General features: G+C 60.7%; 17 protein-coding genes and 1 pseudogene. 2 read left to right on the top strand and 16 right to left on the bottom strand.

Annotated features, from left to right (window positions below; all coding sequences use genetic code 11):
* Positions 1–8 precede the first annotated feature (8 nt).
* From IPM39_19735 to IPM39_19660, 16 genes and pseudogenes are all read right to left on the bottom strand, one after another.
* Positions 9–2,090 (bottom strand): hypothetical protein, encoded by a 2,082-nt coding sequence (locus IPM39_19735; protein MBK8988267.1) that lies wholly within the window; start codon positions 2,088–2,090, stop codon positions 9–11.
* Positions 2,090–6,037, bottom strand: a complete 3,948-nt coding sequence (locus tag IPM39_19730) for a hypothetical protein (protein MBK8988266.1) — start codon at positions 6,035–6,037, stop codon at positions 2,090–2,092. Before IPM39_19730 ends, IPM39_19735 begins: the two co-directional genes overlap by 1 nt.
* Entirely contained in the window at positions 6,027–8,045 is a 2,019-nt protein-coding gene (locus IPM39_19725; protein MBK8988265.1) for a hypothetical protein, read from the bottom strand. Before IPM39_19725 ends, IPM39_19730 begins: the two co-directional genes overlap by 11 nt.
* The gene (locus tag IPM39_19720; GenBank protein ID MBK8988264.1) at positions 8,042–8,395 is read right to left on the bottom strand and encodes a GPW/gp25 family protein; all 354 of its coding nucleotides are present in this window, start codon (positions 8,393–8,395) and stop codon (positions 8,042–8,044) included. Before IPM39_19720 ends, IPM39_19725 begins: the two co-directional genes overlap by 4 nt.
* A gap of 2 nt (positions 8,396–8,397) precedes the next feature.
* Positions 8,398–8,721, bottom strand: coding sequence for a hypothetical protein (locus IPM39_19715; protein ID MBK8988263.1), 324 nt, complete (start codon positions 8,719–8,721; stop codon positions 8,398–8,400).
* 1 nt (position 8,722) lies between these two features.
* Positions 8,723–9,397 carry a baseplate assembly protein gene (locus tag IPM39_19710; protein MBK8988262.1) on the bottom strand — a complete coding sequence of 225 codons (675 nt, stop codon included), beginning with the start codon at positions 9,395–9,397 and terminating at the stop codon, positions 8,723–8,725.
* Complete coding sequence (locus IPM39_19705; protein MBK8988261.1) at positions 9,394–10,539, bottom strand: hypothetical protein; 1,146 nt, start codon at positions 10,537–10,539, stop codon at positions 9,394–9,396. Before IPM39_19705 ends, IPM39_19710 begins: the two co-directional genes overlap by 4 nt.
* On the bottom strand, positions 10,536–10,844 hold the full coding sequence (locus tag IPM39_19700; GenBank protein ID MBK8988260.1) for a hypothetical protein: 309 nt from the start codon (positions 10,842–10,844) through the stop codon (positions 10,536–10,538). Before IPM39_19700 ends, IPM39_19705 begins: the two co-directional genes overlap by 4 nt.
* A 15-nt stretch (positions 10,845–10,859) precedes the next feature.
* Complete coding sequence (locus IPM39_19695; GenBank protein MBK8988259.1) at positions 10,860–11,516, bottom strand: hypothetical protein; 657 nt, start codon at positions 11,514–11,516, stop codon at positions 10,860–10,862.
* Between the two features lie 209 nt (positions 11,517–11,725).
* Positions 11,726–11,971, bottom strand: a complete 246-nt coding sequence (locus tag IPM39_19690) for a hypothetical protein (GenBank protein MBK8988258.1) — start codon at positions 11,969–11,971, stop codon at positions 11,726–11,728.
* Positions 11,949–12,152, bottom strand: coding sequence for a hypothetical protein (locus IPM39_19685; protein MBK8988257.1), 204 nt, complete (start codon positions 12,150–12,152; stop codon positions 11,949–11,951). The genes IPM39_19690 and IPM39_19685 overlap by 23 nt, the downstream gene beginning before the upstream one ends.
* Positions 12,136–12,816: a DUF4255 domain-containing protein gene (locus IPM39_19680; protein MBK8988256.1), complete on the bottom strand. Its 681-nt coding sequence runs from the start codon at positions 12,814–12,816 to the stop codon at positions 12,136–12,138. Before IPM39_19680 ends, IPM39_19685 begins: the two co-directional genes overlap by 17 nt.
* A complete protein-coding gene (locus IPM39_19675; GenBank protein ID MBK8988255.1) occupies positions 12,816–13,796 on the bottom strand; it encodes a hypothetical protein in 981 nt (326 codons plus the stop codon). The genes IPM39_19680 and IPM39_19675 overlap by 1 nt, the downstream gene beginning before the upstream one ends.
* Positions 13,793–14,512 (bottom strand): phage baseplate protein, encoded by a 720-nt coding sequence (locus IPM39_19670; protein MBK8988254.1) that lies wholly within the window; start codon positions 14,510–14,512, stop codon positions 13,793–13,795. The genes IPM39_19675 and IPM39_19670 overlap by 4 nt, the downstream gene beginning before the upstream one ends.
* A gap of 33 nt (positions 14,513–14,545) precedes the next feature.
* Positions 14,546–15,061, bottom strand: a complete 516-nt coding sequence (locus IPM39_19665) for a phage tail protein (protein ID MBK8988253.1) — start codon at positions 15,059–15,061, stop codon at positions 14,546–14,548.
* A gap of 36 nt (positions 15,062–15,097) precedes the next feature.
* Positions 15,098–16,641: pseudogene (locus IPM39_19660) on the bottom strand (phage tail sheath family protein).
* A 944-nt stretch (positions 16,642–17,585) separates the two neighbouring features.
* Here IPM39_19660 and IPM39_19655 point away from each other — a divergent pair.
* Positions 17,586–18,188 carry a hypothetical protein gene (locus IPM39_19655; protein MBK8988252.1) on the top strand — a complete coding sequence of 201 codons (603 nt, stop codon included), beginning with the start codon at positions 17,586–17,588 and terminating at the stop codon, positions 18,186–18,188.
* Positions 18,185–18,994 carry a nucleotidyl transferase AbiEii/AbiGii toxin family protein gene (locus IPM39_19650; protein ID MBK8988251.1) on the top strand — a complete coding sequence of 270 codons (810 nt, stop codon included), beginning with the start codon at positions 18,185–18,187 and terminating at the stop codon, positions 18,992–18,994. Before IPM39_19655 ends, IPM39_19650 begins: the two co-directional genes overlap by 4 nt.
* The last annotated feature ends 28 nt before the right edge of the window (positions 18,995–19,022 follow it).

The following is a 19,022-nucleotide window of genomic DNA, read 5'->3' as shown; positions in this document are numbered from 1 at the left end:
TGCCTCTGTTAAGTGATGTGTACAACGGCCAATTCGTAACCCAACGGCAGATAATCATCGCGCAAGCGTAGTAGATTTTGCTGGCGGTGGTGGTTGCGCCAGCGATTGGTCGCGCCCATTTCGCCGCCGTCGCTGGCCCCGGCAGCAATAGCGGCCGGGCAGGCAGCCGCCAATTGCAGATAGCCGGGATCGGCCGCCTGGCGGCTGATGAACAACGGCCGTTCCCCCACCCCCGTCACACAATGCCGCCAATCCGCTGGCGGCGCGGCGGGAGCCAGAAAATAGCTGTACTGCACGGCCGCCGCCGCCGGAGCGTTCAGCCGTCCCAAAATCAAACTGTCCGCCAGCGTTTGCAACTGCGGCAGCTCTGCATCCCCCACGATGGTACTGCGCTCGATGGTCGTCGCGCTCGTTTCGTCGGTTTGCACCGGGCTGACGTCGTCGTCCGGGCCGGGATCAACGATGCTGTCCCGGAGGATTAAACGGCCGTTCCCCTCCTGCAAACGGATTGCGCCCACCACGCTCCTGACCACCTCCACATTCGCCGGATGGTTTGCCCCCTCGTGGCCCGCGCCGGTAACGATGACCGCGCCGGTGAGCGTGCATTGGTCCACTTGCAGCGTAAGGGGGCTACGGCCCCGCTCGCCAACTTCTAGCGAACCATCCAGAAAAAGGCCGCGCAGCGTCAACGCCTGCTCAAAAAAATGTTCTTCATCCCTTGCCAGTGCCAGCTTCATCATCGCCGGATAGCGCACAGAGAGACGGGGACAGCGCAGCAACGGCCGTTCTTCACTGCTCGTTTCCAGGGTTAGCCGGGCATTGTCGGGCAGGCTGATGATTAGCTCTGGCTCATCGTAGATGGCGCTGTCCAGCAACCGGATAGTCGCCGTCGCCCCGGCACTGTTGGCGGCGCAAATCTCCTCCCAACGCGCCAACGCCGCCGCCAACGAAGGCAGCAACGACGGATCGGCCTGAGCGGACGCGGCCCGACTCACCTGAATCAGGTGGGGCGCGGCGCTGAGCGCCATGCGGCGCGGGCGGCTGCCAATGTCGCCGCCACCATAGGCATAGCTGACCATCACCTGTTCACGTGGCTGAAGATCAGCCAGAAGCAAACGGCCGTTTTCCGGGTCCACCACCGCCGTTTTCTTCAGGTGGGCCAATAATTCAAGCCAGGCGGCGCTATTTTGGCCGTTGAGTTCACCGCAAAGCAGTTCACCCGGCCGCAGATAACGGCCGTGCAACCAGATAGCCAGACTGCGCCTGGGGCCAACCAGTTCGCTGGCGGCGCTCTCACCCTGGGAGAGATCGGTCGTCAGCAGCGCCCGCGTGATCGGCTGCGGGAAATGCCGGGGCAGCAGCGGCGCATCCAGATCGTCTATCGCCTCTGGCGCGACGAAAAGCGGCGTGTCGCGTCCCAGCGGATCGAAGCTAAAGTGCCGGGTCTGGCGGCCGCGGGTGATGCGCTGCTGCACCCCCGCCTGAGCGCGGCGCACCGGGTAGCTGTTCAACCGCCACAGGTAAAGAGCAACCGTGCCCAACGTGGCCAGGCTGCCGGGAGAACGGCCGTTTTCCCGGCCCATCCCGCCTATGTCTGCCGCGCGCGCCTGGGTATCGAAGGGCGTATTCACCAGGGCCGCCTGGGCTGAACGCGCCGCAAACAGGCGGTTGGCGGCCGTCAGGGGACGGCGCAGCGGCAGCGTTTGCGCGATCTGCCGCCCCGTTTCGACGGCAAAGGCCGGCCAGGCAGTCACATCGCGGGCTATGTGGGCCACCATCGGCAGCCGCCCCTTGCGCCGCTGATACGCTACCTGGTTCGCCACGCGCCGCCGCTGTCCAAATTGAGGCGTCGCCAGGTCGCTTAGGTCGGAAATGCCCACCAGGTCGGCCAGATAGGGAACCACCCATTGATTGCAGGTTTCAATAAACCAGTCGTCGTAGGCGGCGGCAATGTCGCTTTCCAGCCGCCCCAATTCGCTTTCCAGCACCGCCAACAAAGCCCGCAGCGGTTGGCCGACTGCGGCATCGCGCTGCCGGTAGAGCAGCGGCAGCAGATGATAGAGGCGTTCAGCAGATTGTTGTGGCGGCATCACATCCCCCTCGCTAATTCCAGGCGAATGGTCAGCGCCTGGGGATCGGGTAAAAGCAGTTCGTCCCAGGCGGCCAGAATGTCGCGGGTAGGCTCGTCTGGTCGGGTCTGGGGGTTCGGGTTGGGCGTAACGCGGTGGAGGTGATGGAGGGTAACGGCCGTTATCCCCCGCACCCCTTGCAGCAGCCCATACAGTTCCGCCTCTGTCACCATCTGCCCAATCTGACGCTTCTCAAAAGCAAAAGCTGTTGCCAAGAGCCGCCGAATTGTTTCTTGCAGCTCGTCCCATTCCGCCTGGGGCAAATGCCGCCAGGGCAGGTCCAGGTGACAGGTGACATCAAGCTGAAAGTGGACGAGTTGGTAGGGGGTAATGGCGACAGGCGGCTGCGGCCGGCTGCGGACGTGGGCGACGGCCGCAGCCAGATCGGTTAGCAGTTTGTCATCTTGCTCCAGGTGGCGGGGATGGCGCGGCGCGATGGCGATCTCCAGCGGGGCGCCTCTTCGCGGCCCCGCCTGCCGGGCGGCCGCTTTGCCCACGCCCGGATAGCTGCTGGCGAAGTGCAGGAAGTCGTTATAACTGACAATGCGCTGATTGGCTTGCAGCCGTCGCGGCGCCAGGTAACGTCCCTGGTCCATAGATTCGGCCGGTTCGCCACCGCTGGCCGGGAGAGGATTGCTCACTTTGCTGATCAACGGCAACTGGGAGGGCAGCAGCATCAGGCTGTGGCGCGGCACGTTGCCGGCCGGTCCCCCGCCGCTGCGATAAGACGCGCTGAGCCGCTCCTGGCTGGTGGGCAGCCGCGCCCCTTGTTGACCATCGCCAAAGATAACGGCCGTTGCCCCCGAATCGCTACGGCGGACCATATAAACGCGGGCGTCGGGCGGCTGGCCCAACAGGCTGGGTGTTTTGCGCCAGGGAATGCCGCTCACCATGACGGTCAGCGTCGTCTCGTAATCTCCAGAAGGGGCGGCGACAAAGGCCAGCGGGCGACGCAGCCAAAAGCGCTGGTTGGCTTGCGTTCCGTCGCTGTCGCCCAAGGGTTCATGGTAAATCGTCTCGCCGTGAATGGCTGGGGCCAGATTGCCATAGAGCGTCACGCTGTCACGCTGGTAGTTGTGACGCAGCGGCGCGGCCAGGGTAAGCAGGGTCCGGCCATCGCCCGCCGCGACCGATTGAATTGCGAGTAATTCGCTGCTCAGATGGTCAGTCTGGCCGACGGGCAGGCCCACCAACGCCAGACGTTGGCCGGATTGCAGCCCCAGGTTCTCTTGCTGGAGGTGGAGGCGGTCGCCGCCGACCGGTTGGGGCAGGAAACAGTCGTCGTATAAGGGCAGGGGTTCGCTCTGGTAGTAGAACCGGGTTTGCCCGCGCTGGAAATTAGGCAAATCGGCCGTTTCTTTGACCGTGACGCGGGTAATTTGCCCCCCTTGCCGGACATCGTGGCTGGAAAGATTGGCCGCGCCAGTGAGGGTGAGCAGAGCGGCGCTTTCCGCATCCAGAGCCACCGCGTAGCTGCCCGGCGGCGCGTTGGCGGGTTGCAGCGGCAGGTCAATCGCGCCGGCGCGAAGCTGCGCCCGCGTCCAACGCTTTTCGCCTACCACCTCCACCGGTTGCCCGGCGGCGAGACGGCCGTTTCCCGTATTCAAGATCGCCCGCACACTGGCAAGCGGCAGGTCAGCCTCGCGCCGCCAGTCGTCACCCAGCCGCAGGTAAATGTCACCGGAGGCGGTCCCGGCCATTAAACGGCCGTTTTCATCCAGCGCCAGGGCATAGACCGTGCGCGACGCCTGCTCGTCGGCGGGAGAGTCGCTGATGGGCCAGAGGGAAACGGCCGTCCATGTCTCCGGTTCCGGCCCCCGGAAGAGCCGCCGCAGCCAGGCAGCCCAACGAACGCGCCAGCCGGGAACGGCCGTCAGGCGAAAAATACCCTGGTCGGTGGCCGCATATACTGAATCGCCGACGGGCAGTAAATCATAAACAGATGGTTGGGTTGATTTGGCCTGTAGAAAAGGGAACGCACGGCGCATCAGTCCGGGCAGTTGCCCCAGGGCGGCAAAAAGAAGATTGGCCCCCAGCAAGGCCAATAACAGCAGCAAGAGCGGGTTGATCAGCAACGCGCCATCCACTGCCGATCCTGCTTGCGCCAGTAAATTTTGCAAGAGGAAGATAATCTGGTCGGAAACAACCCACTCGCTCTGGGTGGCGTAAAATGCCAGGGCGATCAGCCCGCTTAACGCTGTCAGGCGGCGGGGCTGGAGCAGGTAGAGCAAGACCAGCAGTGTTACCAACAGGGCGAATTGGGTGAGTGGACCGGTAAGAACGGCCGTTGCGGACTGGAGTAGACGGGCCACCACGGCAGGCAGCAGCAGGACAAAGGCGAGGAAGGCCAGCAGCAGCTTATTGTCCGGCGGGCGAAAGAGCGGCTCGACCGGGAAAACGCCGCTGCTGGTCCCGGCGAGGAGGCGTTTGCCGTTGGCAACGGCCGTTAACGCCCTTACTGACAATGCTGCTTCCCCTGTCTCGCGGTCCAGGTTGGGGAAACGGCCGTTCAGCGGCGTCCAACGATTCGCTTCCGTGACATAGGCAAAGACGCCCTTATCCGTCCCGGCCAGCAGGGAAGGCCCTTTGTCATCGGTATGCCAGAGGGCGCGCACGATGGTCTTGGGGAGTTTGTGGCGCACTGGCTGGAAGAAGCGCCGCCAGCCGGTAAGGATTTCCACCTCACCGGGGCCGCTGAGCGGCGTCCAGCCAGCGCCACCATCTTGCGAGAGAAACACGCTGCCATCATCGCTCCCGATGGCGACCGCGCCTGCGGCGCTGGCGGCGACGGCATAAATCTCTTTGGGGGGCAGGCCGGTGGTCAGCGGTTGCCAGGTGTCGCCCAGGTCGCGGGAGCTGTAAAGCGTCGTTTCCACAGCTACATAGGCGCGTCCGCGCCCGTTGGCCGCCGCCCGCACCGGTTTGGCGGGCAGGCCGATGTTGGCCGGCAGCCAGGCGCCATCGTTGGCGCAAAAGACGGAACCGGCCGCGTAAGCATAGAGTGCGCTCTGGCGGCGTAGGGCGAAGGCTTGGGGCGCAGGAATGCCTTCGGCTGGTGTGGGGCCGTGTGATTGCTGCCAGGTAACGGCCGTGTACCCGGCCGTGGGGTTAGGCGACACGCCATCCAGCAGCAGCAGTTCCCAGGCGGCAAGGTTTTGGCTGCTCGCCGCGCTGCCGCTGATAATAAGCAGGCCATCGCCCGGTTTAAGCCCGGTTTGCAGCCCATTCAGTCGCAAAGTTCGTTCCTGGCCGGGTTGGGCCGCCGGCCAGGGCGCGCCCACGAAACGCGACGGCTTGAGTTCGTTCCATTCAGGGCGGGCCCTGAGGTCGCCGGTTGTTTCAAAGATGATGGGCAGGTTGGCGGTGGGGTCTGCGCCGGTTGTGCCCTGGACAATGGCCTTCACGGCCTCATGGGGGGAAAAAGGGGCGGGCACACTTTGCACGGCCGTGCCGGCCGGAATCCGCAGCGGTCCAGGCGCGTCGGGATTGTTCAGCGCGTAGAAGGCCAGATACGTCGTGGCCGCCAGCGGCGGAGCCAATTCGTACCCGATCGCGCGAGTCAATTCTAAGACGGAACGACGCTCGGTGGCGGTGCGCAGGTAGCCTTCATTGATGATGCGCTCCTGGTAAAAGGCGATGATGTCGGCCACGATGGCCCAGGCGCGAATCAGGGCCAGGGTCATATCCTCCCCGGCAAGCAGATTGAGGTGGCGCAGTGGATATTGGACGTCGCCGTGGCTATCGCCGACCGGTTGCTCGCGCAGGCGTTGCAACATCCGGGTGACGAAGTCGCTGTAGCTACCGGCGCGATAGGTGAGGGCCGTGAGGCCGGGTGGATTCACGCGGGTCGGACCCTCTTTTTGGGGTTGCAGCAGCGGCATGAGGTGGAAGGGGGAATCATTGGGCATGGCGCACCTCGATACTGACCGGGGCCAACAGGCGTAAAACGGCCGTTTGCGGCACGCGAATCTCTTCCTGAGGCTCGGCCTCTGGGCTGGGCCGCAGTTGGCAGGCGACGCGCTGTACGCCGGGCACGGCCAGGGCGTGAGCGACAACCTGGCTCTGGTAGAGCGATTGGCCGATCTGGAAGCGCGGCGGGTAGAAAAAACCGTCCGCTGTCTCGTTGAAGGCGGCGCGCAGCGCTTCGCGCAAGAGGGCGGGGGCGACGCCGGGGCGGGGCGTGACGGTCAGCGCCAGGTAGACGCTGATGATCTCTGGCTCACGAATCTCTACGTCGGCGCCGACGAGGAGGTAGGGGCGAATAAAGTCGGCCAATTCCTGGCGGAATTGATTGTCGAAAGGCAGGTGGCGGCGACGGACGGAGATAACGGCCGTTTGCCACAGCGGGCCGGGTACCAACCTGGCCTGCGCTTCGGCTACCTCTGGGTGCTGCAACATCTGCGCCGCATAATCTTCGGCCGTGACGCAGCGCAGTTGGCCGCCCAGGCTGGCCGGGGCCAGCAGGCGGGCGGTTTCTTGTGGCTCGCGGACCTGGCCGCCCACCGCAGGCAGGGGATTGCTGACGCGGCGCACGGCCGCGCCGGCCGGGTCGCCTTTGGGCAAAACAATATGGTTGATGGCGTCTGGTCCGATGTTGCCGCGGTTGCCGATGCGGAAAACGGCCGTGAACTGGTCGCCGGGTTGGGGCTGCCAGCCCACATCGCCAAAGCCAAAGCGCAGCCGGGCTTCACCGCTGTTGGCGATTTCGACAACGAAATCCCGGGCGAAGGGGCCGCTGTTGAGCAGTTCGCGGCGGACTTGCCAGGGGAGAGTGTGGTGGAAACGGCCGTTTTCCGCCCAAACCATTTCTTGCTCAACCGCATCGAAAATCAACATGCCGCCATCGGGCAGGGGCAGGCAACGGCCTTGGGCTGGTTGAGCGTTGGCGACGTGGTGACGCTGCCAAAGCTGCACGGTGGGCAGGGCGCGGCGCGGATTTTGTCGCAGCAGCAGGCTGAGAGGACGGGGTTCGGCTGGCAGCGGTTCGGCGTAGATGAGGGGCTGGGCGGTGAGACGTGGCAGGTATCGTTGGTCGGGGAGAACGGTGGGGAGGGTGACGGTGGTCGTACGGCCGTCGTCGGCCAATGCCAGGTTGCCCCGCGCCACGCTGATGGGCTGCGGTTGAGATTGCCCCCTACGCCGTTCCAACACCAGGTCGAAGGGCGGCGCGTCGGCGCTATCCCAACCAATCTCCAAGACAGCCCGCCCCTGATGGGCATAGGCCAAGATTCGCGTCAGGCGGACCGCATGGCAGCGGGTGGGGTCGGCGGTCAAAGGATCGCCGGTGGCGCGATTGGCGATCTCCTGGAAAAGCAAGAACTCCCCGACTTGCAAATAGAGGGGCGGATCGTTATGCAAGCGGGCGCTGGTCGCCCCGGTTGGCAGCCAGGGAAGCTCATCGTCAGGGACAAAAAAAGGAATTTCGTTGTGGGCCGGGTAGAGGTGAACCGGCTGCATGGATTCAAAAACGTGGGCTTTTTGGGCGAGCGCCTGCCGGTAGACGGCCGAATCGAGCGCGATGACGGGGCTGCTGTTGGCGGCGGTCAGAAAGAGCGTGCCAGGTGGCAGCGTCGCCTCTTGGCTGACGTTGACGTGGACGAGAACGCGGGCGTTACACCCTTCGTGCAGAAAATAGTCGAGCAGGCGGGCGTGGCGGCGGACGGATTCGCGGCGGCGAGCGGTGCCCAAATAGGCTTCGGTAGCGACGGCATCCTGGAAATAGCTGAGTTGGTCGCCAGCATGGGCCAGAATATCCAGCAAAACGTGGCCGAGGTCGGCCAGATTATCTTCTTGCCACTGCGGCGCAAGCGTGGCCAGATGGTCCAACATCACCTGGCGCAGGCTGGCAAAATCGCGGCTCAGATAGTCAATCTCTGGTGGCGTGAAGGGGTGGCTGGCGGCGGCGTTCTGAGTCATGGGGTTAGCTCTATGAGTTGGCGCTGCCCGTCGTGGCGGCGGATATACTGAATGAGGATGGCGATTTGCGCTTCCTCGCCGCGTAACGACACGGTTTCGACCTGGATCAGGTCGCCTAGCCATTGCTGGAGCGCGCCGCGAATTAGGAATTCGGCGGCGGCGGCCATTTCGTCGTTGTGGGGGGCGAACATGAGTTGCAGCACGCCCGCGCCAAAGTCGGGGCGGTTGACGCGCTCGCCCGGGTTGGTAAAGAGAACCTGGGTAACGAGCTGGTTGATGTGGTCGTCGGGGGTGGCAACGGCCGTTTGTCCCCGGCTGTCTATCTGGTAAGGAAATTGGAGGTGGGCCACGTTCACATCCCCTTGACTCGAGTCTGGACCACGCCGATGGTCAACGGCGTACCGGTCGGCGTACACACCGCATGGCTATCTTGCAGCAACACCGGCTGGCCCATAGAGCGGACGCGCGTCGCGCCCATTACCCAATTGGCCGTGACGCAGGGGCCGTTGCCGGCCGGTGGCGGCGGAAAAGCGCAACCGGCAACCACGAAAGGGGCGCCCAGGGTCACGATAGGCTGCCCCATCACCCGGACGCGCGGATTGGGCGCGGTGGGTTGGGCCAGGCCGCCATGGGCGCACTGCACCGCCGCGCCAACGTGGAGCAAAAATCCAGGCATATTACATCACCTCCAGAGCGCCGTTATTGAGGGAAACAGACGCTGGTGAGAGAACGACGCTGGCCGCGCCATTTTTGATTTCGATGCTAGACGGGCTGAGGGTGATGTCGGCCGCGCCGTTTTTAATGCTGAGGCCGCCCGGCGCGATGTTGGCCGAAGCGCTGGCGTTTTGCAGAGCGATACCGTCCGGCCTGAGCGCCAGACTGGATGGCGATAGGCTGGCTTCGACTGCTTGCAGCGTGATTTTGAAGCTGGTGGGGCCGACGGTCAGGCTGATACCCCCCGGCCCCTGCTCAATTTTGACAGGACCGGAGGGGGTGACGGTGGTGAGAGAAGCGGTGGCGAGCAAATCGTTGATCTCCAGCGTGGTAGCCTGGGTTTTTAGCGTGATGGTGGTGGGAACGGCCGGTTTGGCCGGAGCCTGCCCATCACCCCAAAAGCAGCCGCTCCAGATGGGGTAGTTAGGATCGCCGCCCTCGAATTCGACCCAGACGTTGGCCCCGATGGGCGGCAGGGCGAAAAAACCGACGCCTGGCCCGGCGTAGGGGAGGCAGGGCAACGCCCAACTGAGAGGAAGTTCAGAGACGGCCGGAACCAGGGTGATGAGGCGGCCGCGCATCAGAGGATCGATATTGTTGACGACTTTGCCGCGATATTTGCCGTAAAAGTTGCTCATGGGTTTATCCTGTTGACGATACTACCCAACCCTTCGCGGCCGAGGACAAATTGCTGTTGATACCGTCCCTGGCTGATGGTGTGGGTGACACTTTTAACGTAGTAATAGCCGTCGTGGGCCTGACCGGCGCCGCACAACCCTACGATGCCAGGGGCGCGCAGGATGGCCCCATATTGCAAGGCGTTGAGCGTACCAGTGACTCTGACGACGCTGTCGGCAGATTCATCCACGCGGGCCTGGGCCTGTAGGTAAGCTTCGGTCACGCTGCCCCCTTTGCTGATGGTTTGTCGCTCTTTTTTGATGTAGGGCTGGTTATAGAGAAAGGGGGAGTGGCTGGCCAGCGGGGGTGGGTATATGTTGGTGAGGCTGAGGACGGGGACAGGCACGGCCGTGTTTTCCTGAGCCACCAGGCCGTAAACCTGCCGGGGTTTGCGAGCATCGTACTCGAAGTTGATGGTCTCGATATTGGTGCTGTGGCCCATGTCTACCGTCAACCCTTTTTGGGGTAGGCCCACTTTGATGAGCGGTCCCCAATAGGCCAGGCTGAGGCCGGGCAACGGGCCAGGTCTGATGACGAAGATATAGCCGTTTTCCCCGGCCAGTTTGCGTAGATAATGCAGGTCGCTCCCTTTCTGGAAGAAGGCACGTTCGATTGGCAAGCGGGTGAATTCTTTGATGGTCGGGATGATGGCCGGGGTAATGCCCAGGGGGATGTATTTGGCGAGAATGGCGGTGACAACGGCCGTTATATTCGGCAGCGGTAAGGCCATGTTCACGTCAACCAGGTCCATCAGGCGGCTGACATCGCCGCCGCTTATGGTGATGGTGGCCGCCTGCCCCGCTTGGGGCGGGTTTAGCTGGATGTGGTCTATCACGCCATCCAGCAAGACGCTGGGCGTGGCGTTTAAGGTCATGGCGATGACAAGGCGGCTGCCCGGTTTGAGTTTTGCGGCGTGCAGCAGGGCATAATCCGGCCGGCCGGCCCAATCTCGTTCCGCTCGCAGGGTAAGCGAGAAGCCCTGAGCGCCGCCGTCATCCTGCCTGACCGTCACCTGCTGCACGGCTTTGGTAATGTTGGCCGGGGCCGGCGTGGGATGTCCGTGCCCTAAATAAAGCGCCAGACGGACGGATTGAATGGTCATGTCGCTTCCTTGAATTGGGGGATGGGGATTTTGAGGTTGCGACCAATCTGGGCCGCGCCGGTCAGGTCTGCGGGATTCAAGGCATTGTTGGCGTCGGCGATTTGCCAGAAGGCGAGCGGGTCGCCCAGGGCGCGGGCGGCGATCAGGTCGAGGCGGTCATCGGGAGCGAGGGTGACCTGTTGCAGTTCCGGGATGGGTTCGCCTTGTGGCAAGAAGCGGCGTCGTTTGTAAACGATTTTACGGCCGTTTGGAGCTTCATAAATGGCTTCTTCCAGGTGATAGTAACGGCTGTCGGGGTTAAGCATGGCGCTGCTCCTTTGTTAAAATCTGCCGCTATCAACGCCGGTAAAGGCGCCGGCGTCGCCGGTAGCCCAGCGCTGCGCCAGTCCTTCTTTGATCTGCTGGTAGGCCAGGAAGAGGTGGTAGCCGCGGTGGCTGCTGTCGAGATCGGCGTAGCTGAGACTGCGCATGTTGAGGGTGAGGGTGGCTTGCAGCGGGTTGAGGCGGGTGTCGAAAAGCTGTTCTTGCATGGTAAAGCCGGTGAGAGTGACGGGCATCACACGGCTGCGCCCCCAGACGAAGAGGGTGAGCGGCGCGGTATAGGGGCCGATTTCGATAGCGCCCTGGGCGGCCAAACGGCCGTTTTGCACCACTTGTTGGCTTTGCGGATAGGCCAGAATTTCCAGGGCGGCCAGTTGGGGGTGGATGCCGAAGGAAACGGCCGTTTCCTCCCCTTTGTCCAACTGCTCGGCGGCGTGGATGGTGATTTCCACGTTGATGGTTTCCACGGGCGGGCCGGTGTAGCGCAGCGTTTCCAACTGCTGCCCGCCATCCCCACCCAATAGCCGCGGCTGCAGCGAGCGCTGCACCTTTTCCGGGTTGTACTGAAAAAGGATGGTAAACGGCCGTGGCTGGTTGGCGTCGATGGCCACGATGGCCCCTTTTAAGGTGCGCGGGCTAACAGTTGAATAAACCATCATATCTCTCCTGAGACGTTGTCTATTGCCGCCCCCCGATGACGTTTTGCGTCTTTAGCTTTTCCAGAAATTCTTGCCCGCTTTTCCTCTTTTTGACAGGTGTTTTGGCTTGTAGTAACCGCTTTAGCGGTCTGGACGGCTAAAGCCGTTACTACGAACTTATTTCTGGATGATCACTAAGTAAAGCTTTTTTTGTGCGGTTTTTTCACTCATGACCAAGCTGCTCTATAAATGGCACGGCCGATTTGCTGACCAATTGCTTCCGGCGTCGCGCCTGGCATTGCCGTGATATTCATCGGCAATTGACGATTGACAATTGACAATTGCCGATTAGAAAACGGCGCCTCGCTAAACAGCCGCGTCAGCTCCGCTTCCAGGGCGGCGAGAACGGCCGTTTCCTCCCCCTTGTCAACGCCCGCCAAAACCAACTCTTCAATGTTCAAATTCAGGTTCACAGCCAGCCCTCCGTTTCGCTGCGGGCCAGCTTGCGCTGGAGCTTGGCGTACTCGCGGCGATAATTTGATGGGAGGCCACCAGACCAGCGGGCGAGGGCGGCTCTTCAGTTTCACCGGCGTGACGTGCCAGGCAGGCGTACACACGGGCGACGTGGGCGGCGAGATTAGCCCAATCGCTCATGATCTACCTCCTCCTGCCACGTTGACCCGGATGTCACGCTCCGTACCGGTTGCGCTTCTACCGGCGTCACCTCCGGCTCGATGAAGACAACGGCCGCTTCGTAGGTCAGCGACAGAGTGTAGGGCACTTGCAGCAGCACCGACCACAGCTTTGACATCTCTTCCAGGTCTAACGTCACCAGGGAGAATTTGACCTGTTCCACCTGGGCGTCGGTCTCTAAATGGGAAGCCTGCAAAAGCTGGCTGAAGGCGTGATTGCCAGCCTCAGCGGCGCGGTTTTTCATGTCGGCCAGCAAGGTTGAGGTGAGGATGGGTTGACGCTGAAAGAGGCTGGCGACGGCGCCGAGTAATTTTTGCGGCGCGTAGTCGGCTTCTTTGCCGTAGAAGCTAATCAGGTAATGGAGGTTGAGAGCCAGGCGCGGCTGTTGCACCAACTGGCCCTGGCTGCCGCGCAAAGGAAGGTCGTTGTTGCGCCACAGGCCGTTTTCGATGACCCGGTAGAGGTAGATGTGGACGGCCGGTTGGTCGCCGTGCGGGTCGTTGCGCCTATCTTTGGGCGGCTCAACTTTAACGGCCGTTGCTCCCACGTCCAGTTGGGCTACCGCGTCGCTGATCAAATAGTCGAGAACGGCCGTTACGGCCGCTACAGCCTGATAACTCCCCATCAACCCTTCCCTCCGTTACGTTCCAGATACGTTTGCAGCGAAACGGCGGGCTGGCGACGCCCTACGATTGATGGCGGCGCGGCCACCGTCGGCGGTGGGGCCGCCTGGACGATGACCCGGCCAATGGTGATGGTGACGGTGGGGGCGACGGCTGCCTCGGCGGCCCTGGCCTCTGTTGGGGCTGAGGTGGGCGGCAGGTCGGGGCGAATGGTGGCTAGTTGCGGGTGGTTGGTAGTGGATAGATGATGGACAGATGTTAGCAGGGGTTTGTTGGTGGTTGGGGCGGTTTCGTCGGTTTGGGTAGTTGTGGTAGTGGCGGGCAATGTAGGTTTTGGCAAGGTCGGGGGGGTGCCTGGCGGGGTACTCGGTTGGTGGGCAACGGCCGTTTCCAATCTCGCTGTCTGCGGCGCGGGCATGACCGGCGGGTCGGTGGTTGGTACGGTTGCTGGTTGGGCGGTTATGGCAGGGGGCGGCGACAATGATAAGGTGGGGGAAACGGCCGTTTCACTGTCGGCGATTTGCTCTGCGGGGGGAACAGGTTGGATGGCGACGACTGATTGATTCATAGAGCCAGAATCAGGCTGGGCAGCTACGGCGGCGGTCGGGAGGTTGGGCAGGGGTATAGCGGTTGCGGCCGATGGCTGTGGCGGGCTGGCTGGAATCAGCAAAGCTATCGGCGAAGGCGCGGGCGCATCTACTGGCACAGAGGCCGGGACCAATGGCGCCAGGCCGTCCGGCAAAGGCGGGCGTTCCGCGATTGGCGGGGTCGCAGTGAAGGACGTCGGCATGGCGACTGCGGCGCTTGAGTCAGGTTCGGAGGCGGGCAGGAGCGGGGCTTCGGGCGTTCTATCGGCCGGAGGGTCAGCCAGGCCGGGGGCAAACAGGGGTGGCGAGATGGTCTGCACTGAGGACAAATCTGGAAGCGGGGAAACGGCCGTTGCCAGCACATCGGCAGCCAGGCGCGTGAAAAAGTCGCTCATGCCCCAATCATCTCCAGATACAGGTGACGACGACGACTGCTCAAGGCCAGAATGTCCGGCTCCCGCCAGCCATAAGCGCGGGCAATCTGATGAACCTCCAAGAGCAGCCGCCTGGCCTGGGCTGCTAGCTCGGCCCAGAAAAAGGCGACGACATCGAAATGGGACTGCCACTCATGGGCGCAATCGGCGCAGGTCAGACTAAAACGCATGTCGGCTTGCGGGTCGGTTTCGGCCATAGAACGGGCAATTTCGGCCAGTATGGAGGCGGTGGGCGTGGGCGATGCCGGTTGCCCGGCGTCTGGCTGAACGCAGCGAGCAACAAGCTGTTGGCGGGCGTGGTCAATGGTTGGGCTAGACAACAAGGCGGACAGATCGGCGCTGGTGGGCAGGCGGAGCCGCCATTTCTGACCCTCCAGAATGATGGTGTAGCTGGTGGTGGTTGGTTCCGGCCGTTGGAGTTGGCTGACCGTCAGGCTAAATTCCAACGTCGCGCCACATTGGGGGCAGTTGACCAGGGCGGCCAATTCGTCGCCAATGGTGAGTTGACGCAGGTGGAGCAAACGGCCGTTGCGCTGCCCTATCGTCAGATTTTGCAGATCAACCGGGTCTGCTTCCGGCAAAGCGGCCGTCAACAGCAGTAAAGCGCGGTCAATCGGGTGCATCGCCTGCCCCCTATCCCAAATGGTCACGATGTCGGCCGCATTCAGTGAACGCACGGTTTACGCTCCTTACGTCTAGGCTCTGGCGCTTCAGAAGCTCGGCTCCTGCGGTTCCACAACGCTCTCATCCCGCTGCCACCCCTCGTGTTGCAGCGTAATAGATTGAATGGCGACGGCGTTAGCGTTGGCATCCAGTTCCGGCATGGCGGTGTATTCCGACACCCAACAGCGGAACAGGTTGTAGGCGAGCACCTTTTGTCCCGCCTCGTTGTATAACTCGATGATGATGTCTTTGCGGAAATCCTTGAGCGAGATTTCCTGACCGGACCCAGAGCCATAAGCCCATATTTTGTTGGCCCAGGCTTCAAAATCGGTGTCATGGGTGACGCCTCGTTCCAGGGTGACAGGGCCATAGTCGCTCTGGCCGGGGGATTTGCGGGCGCTGGTGGGGTCACCGCCTTCCCGATAGCTGACGACTTGGGTGGTGCGAGTGAGACCGCCCACTTTGCTAATACCGGCCACGTAACGGCCGTCCCACTTCACGCGGAACTTGAAAGTTTTGTAGGGATCGTAACGATGGGTATTGACCACAAATTGGGAAGGCATACTATTCTCCTTTTATACGGATGTACGGACAGGCTATCAGGCTGCCAGATTGCCCGCTATCTGCTGCAAGTAGATAACGACGAACTCGGCCGGTTTCAGGGGAGCGAACCCCACGATGATGTTGACGATGCCTTTGTCAATGTCGCTTTGAGGTGTGGTCGAAGCGTCGCAGCGCACAAAATAGGCGTCGCCGGGCTTGCCGCCCTGGAATGCGCCCTGGCGGAACAGATCATGCATAAAAACGCCGATGTTCAGGCGTAATTGAGACCATAACGGCTCGTCGTTGGGTTCAAAGACCGCCCATTGGGTGCTGCGGTACAAGGTTTCCTCAATAAAGAGAGCCAACCGCCGCACCGGAAGGTATTTGTACTCATCGCCAAGTTGGTCTGCGCCGCGCAGTGTCCGCGCCCCCCAAATGACCGCGCCCAGGTTGGGAAAAGTACGTAAGCAGTTGACGCCTGACGGGTTGAGCAGCCCATTTTCGGCGTCGGTGAGATTGGCTTGCAGGCTGCGAATGCCGTTGATGGTGGCGTCCAACCCGGCCGGCGCTTTCCAGACGCCGCGTGTGGCATCGGTGCGGGACATGACCCCGGCGATGGCGCCGCAGGCAGGGAAAACATCTGGCTGCCCTTCCCGTAGGGATCGGCCTGCACGATACGGGGAAAGTAGAGGGAGGCGTTACGGGCATCGGGTCCGGCAATGCCCAGATCGCTTAGCCTGGCTTTCGCAGTTGCCGCTGCCGTTTCCTTGCGGGCAGCCCATTCATGGGGTGGGTCTACAAGGTAGATCGCCCGCCGCTTAACGCAATAGGCGGTAAATTCCGCGTGCAAGCTGTTATCTATATTGCCATTACGGCTGTCTGGCGGCACGCACAAGATATTAAAGAGGTCGGCCTTCTCCAGGGCGTAGAGAGCAGTTTTATCTTCTTCACTACCTTTATAGTCCTCAGGTTCCAGCGGTTTACCAGAAGACCCACCAGCCAATGGGACGAACTCATCCACAGAGGCCAACTTTGTTTTGTCACCCAATTCACCCACGCGCAGCAAAGCAGATTCTTGCGTCAACACGCGATCCAGTCGTCGTTTGCCATCAGCGATAGAGACATTGTTGATGCGCTCCTTTGGCCGATCAGGGTTACCTTCAGCGATTTCAAGGTTAAATAGTTCACCCTTCTGAACGCCGAATTTCTGCAATAATTCTTCGTTATTAACGGCAACTAGCTTGACGTGAAGGTGGTTGCCCCATTCGCCGGAATTGGCGGCCTCCAGGTGCAGGGAACCCTCTAGCTCAACGCTGGCGGCTGTACTATCCTTGTGCAGGCGCACGATGAGAGCCTGACCGCCGCCGTTGTTGAAAAAATCGCGCACAGCGTAGCTCATGGGGCTGTCCAGGTCTAACCCGCCGAAGGCGCGTTCGTAGTCGCCATAACTTGAAATGGTGACGGGTTCATTGACGGGGCCACGCGGGGCACGGCCGATAAAGGCTGTAATGGCGGTGGGTACGCCGGTGATGGTGCGCACACCGCTCGGTATTTCCTGGATGTAGACGCCAGGATAGGAAATGGGTGGGGCAACTGGCATAAGGCACGCTCCTTTGGGTGAAAAACAGGCCGTTGGGAAGGGGGATAACGGCCGTTGACCAAACCGTATTTAAACCTCAATCCAACGAGAAGTTGTTAGCCAGACGGAATCGTATTGAAGTGTAGGGTCTCCAGGTGGGGTATGTTACCCAGAGGTTTAAGGTGGTGTGAAAGCGGACATTGGCATGCCAATTCGGCTTGACACCGGATGCTTTTCATTGCGGGACGCTGTGGAGTGTGATGATGATCCTGTTTTGTGAAGCGTACACGTGGTTCCAGCAGTACGCAAGTACTATAGCTTAGTTAGAAACGACCGTCAAGCAAAATTTGCGCCCGGGCTTGATTCATTTAGCGTACGCGGTTCTTCCGGGTAAGATGCGTTAAAACGGGTTCGTCTGGTATAGTTTTTGTCGTTCTTTTGATAAGAGATAGTGAGGCTGACGAGGGAAACGACGGTTTCTCACCCACATCGCATTATACGCTTGCACTTACCAGCGTCGCGCGTCTGACAAAAAACCTGGCTCAACGCGCTGCTACCGCAGCGGATTGCGCTCCCCTGGCGGGAGAGCAGGGGGGTGTATTGGGGGGCCGTTTCCCTCCAGTGTGGTTGACGGGAGCGACTCAGGGTGGAACCCGCAGCAGGTGTGGCGCATAGAAAATAAAAAAGCTCTCGACTAAATCGAGAGCTTTAGCCGCTCTGTGCCCAGAGCGGGAGCGACGGGAGCGACGGGCCTGGCGCGCTTTCTGGGTATAGGTGCGTGTTCTGGTCGGCGACGGATGAGTTGACATATAGTTGGTTTATTCAGAGACTGCTGGACATGATTTGACGGGGAATGGTGAGGCTGGTGGGGAAAACGGCCGTTGCCCATAATCTCAAAAGCGTTGCAACAACTAACGATTTAAGCCATAATAACCATCATGCGCTGGCAGCAACTACAAGAGATCGTGCAAGATCAACCACTGTTTGAGACGTCGTTACTTCTGACCGGTGACGTAACGCACCATCAGGCTAAACGACAGTTAAGCGATTGGACAAAAGATAAGAAAATTGTCCAATTACGGCGTGGTATCTATACGCTGCCGCACCAAAATCCCCATCCCTTTGTTGTGGCAAATCATCTTGTGCCCGGTTCTTATGTGAGTCTGCAAATGGCGTTGGCTTACTACCACCTCATCCCAGAACATGTCGCCGTTGTCACCAGTGTTACCACCCAACGGCCAGGGAAGTATGAAAACAAGTTCGGCCGTTTTTCTTACCGGCACATTCATCCCTCTCTGTTCTATGGCATCGAGTACCGCCTTTTGGTTGATGAAGAAGACGCCTACGTCGCCATGCCAGAAAAAGCGCTGCTCGATCTCATCCATTTCCGCCCGCAGGGAGACTCAAGGGAATATATCGAATCTCTGCGCCTGCAAAATCTTGAAGCGCTTGATATTGGGCGGCTTCATCGTTTAGCAGAACGTTCCCGCAAGCCCAAACTTAAACGCGCCGCCAGCGTGATTGAGGCGATTGCCCGGCGCGAAGCCGAAGAATACGAACCATTATGAAAGCCTATCTGCGCTCACTTATTGCCCCTGCGCCAACCAAACTTCTGGCGATCCACACCGTGCGTGAATATCTACAAGCGCGTACTCTGCAAAGTCTGCAGCGCGCTGGCGCGATGCAAACGCTGGCTTTTTATGGCGGCACAAGTCTGCGCTTTCTCTATGACATTCCCCGCTACTCCGAAGACCTTGATTTTGCTCTCGAATTGCATCCGGAGGCCTATGATTTTCGCGCCTATTTGCAGCAAATCGTGCGTGATTTTTCCGCCGAAGCCTATGAGGTTGATGTTAAGTTGAACGAAAAGCAGGCGGTTCATAAAGCCTTCGTGCGCTTTCGTGGCCTGCTTTACGAACTTGGCTTGTCGGGACACGCGGAAGAAGTCCTGGCAATCAAAATTGAAGTAGACACCAATCCACCATCACATGCTCGCTTAACGACAACCCCATTAAACAAACACGTTCCTCTGAATTTGCAGCACCATGATCCGGCCACGCTTCTGGCCGGAAAACTGAGCGCCATCTTGCAGCGTAACTATCTCAAGGGGCGTGATATTTATGATTTATGGTGGTACTTGAATCAATCCAATTGGCCTGAGCCTAACCTGGACTACCTGAGTCAATGTTTGCAGCAGGGAGGGTGGGGCCACGCCGCCTTAACGCCAGCCAATTGGCGAATGATTGTGCGGGAACAACTATTGCCGTTGCAGTGGTCGCTTGTGATGGAAGATGTTGGCTCGTTTATTGTTGACTCGGACAAGCAACCAGTTTTTTCTAAACAGCAGTTGTTGGCTATGTTGGATGATAGGTAAAAATTGACTAATCTGAGACCCACCTTGT

The sequence above is a fragment of the Candidatus Leptovillus gracilis genome, assembly GCA_016716065.1.
In the GTDB taxonomy this organism is placed as follows: Bacteria; Chloroflexota; Anaerolineae; order Promineifilales; family Promineifilaceae; genus Leptovillus; species Leptovillus gracilis.
Note: the sequence above shows the minus strand (reverse complement) of the source record. Positions and strands in the feature narration are given on the sequence as shown.

What these genes read in the sequence shown, in the direction of transcription:
- IPM39_19735 (MBK8988267.1), bottom strand. Translation starts at nt 2,090, where the DNA reads ATGCCGCCACAACAATCTGCTGAACGCCTCTATCATCTGCTGCCGCTG.
- IPM39_19730 (MBK8988266.1), bottom strand. Translation starts at nt 6,037, where the DNA reads ATGCCCAATGATTCCCCCTTCCACCTCATGCCGCTGCTGCAACCCCAA.
- IPM39_19725 (MBK8988265.1), bottom strand. Translation starts at nt 8,045, where the DNA reads ATGACTCAGAACGCCGCCGCCAGCCACCCCTTCACGCCACCAGAGATT.
- IPM39_19715 (MBK8988263.1), bottom strand. Translation starts at nt 8,721, where the DNA reads ATGCCTGGATTTTTGCTCCACGTTGGCGCGGCGGTGCAGTGCGCCCAT.
- IPM39_19710 (MBK8988262.1), bottom strand. Translation starts at nt 9,397, where the DNA reads ATGAGCAACTTTTACGGCAAATATCGCGGCAAAGTCGTCAACAATATC.
- IPM39_19705 (MBK8988261.1), bottom strand. Translation starts at nt 10,539, where the DNA reads ATGACCATTCAATCCGTCCGTCTGGCGCTTTATTTAGGGCACGGACAT.
- IPM39_19700 (MBK8988260.1), bottom strand. Translation starts at nt 10,844, where the DNA reads ATGCTTAACCCCGACAGCCGTTACTATCACCTGGAAGAAGCCATTTAT.
- IPM39_19695 (MBK8988259.1), bottom strand. Translation starts at nt 11,516, where the DNA reads ATGGTTTATTCAACTGTTAGCCCGCGCACCTTAAAAGGGGCCATCGTG.
- IPM39_19685 (MBK8988257.1), bottom strand. Translation starts at nt 12,152, where the DNA reads ATGAGCGATTGGGCTAATCTCGCCGCCCACGTCGCCCGTGTGTACGCC.
- IPM39_19680 (MBK8988256.1), bottom strand. Translation starts at nt 12,816, where the DNA reads ATGGGGAGTTATCAGGCTGTAGCGGCCGTAACGGCCGTTCTCGACTAT.
- IPM39_19675 (MBK8988255.1), bottom strand. Translation starts at nt 13,796, where the DNA reads ATGAGCGACTTTTTCACGCGCCTGGCTGCCGATGTGCTGGCAACGGCC.
- IPM39_19665 (MBK8988253.1), bottom strand. Translation starts at nt 15,061, where the DNA reads ATGCCTTCCCAATTTGTGGTCAATACCCATCGTTACGATCCCTACAAA.
- IPM39_19650 (MBK8988251.1), top strand. Translation starts at nt 18,185, where the DNA reads ATGAAAGCCTATCTGCGCTCACTTATTGCCCCTGCGCCAACCAAACTT.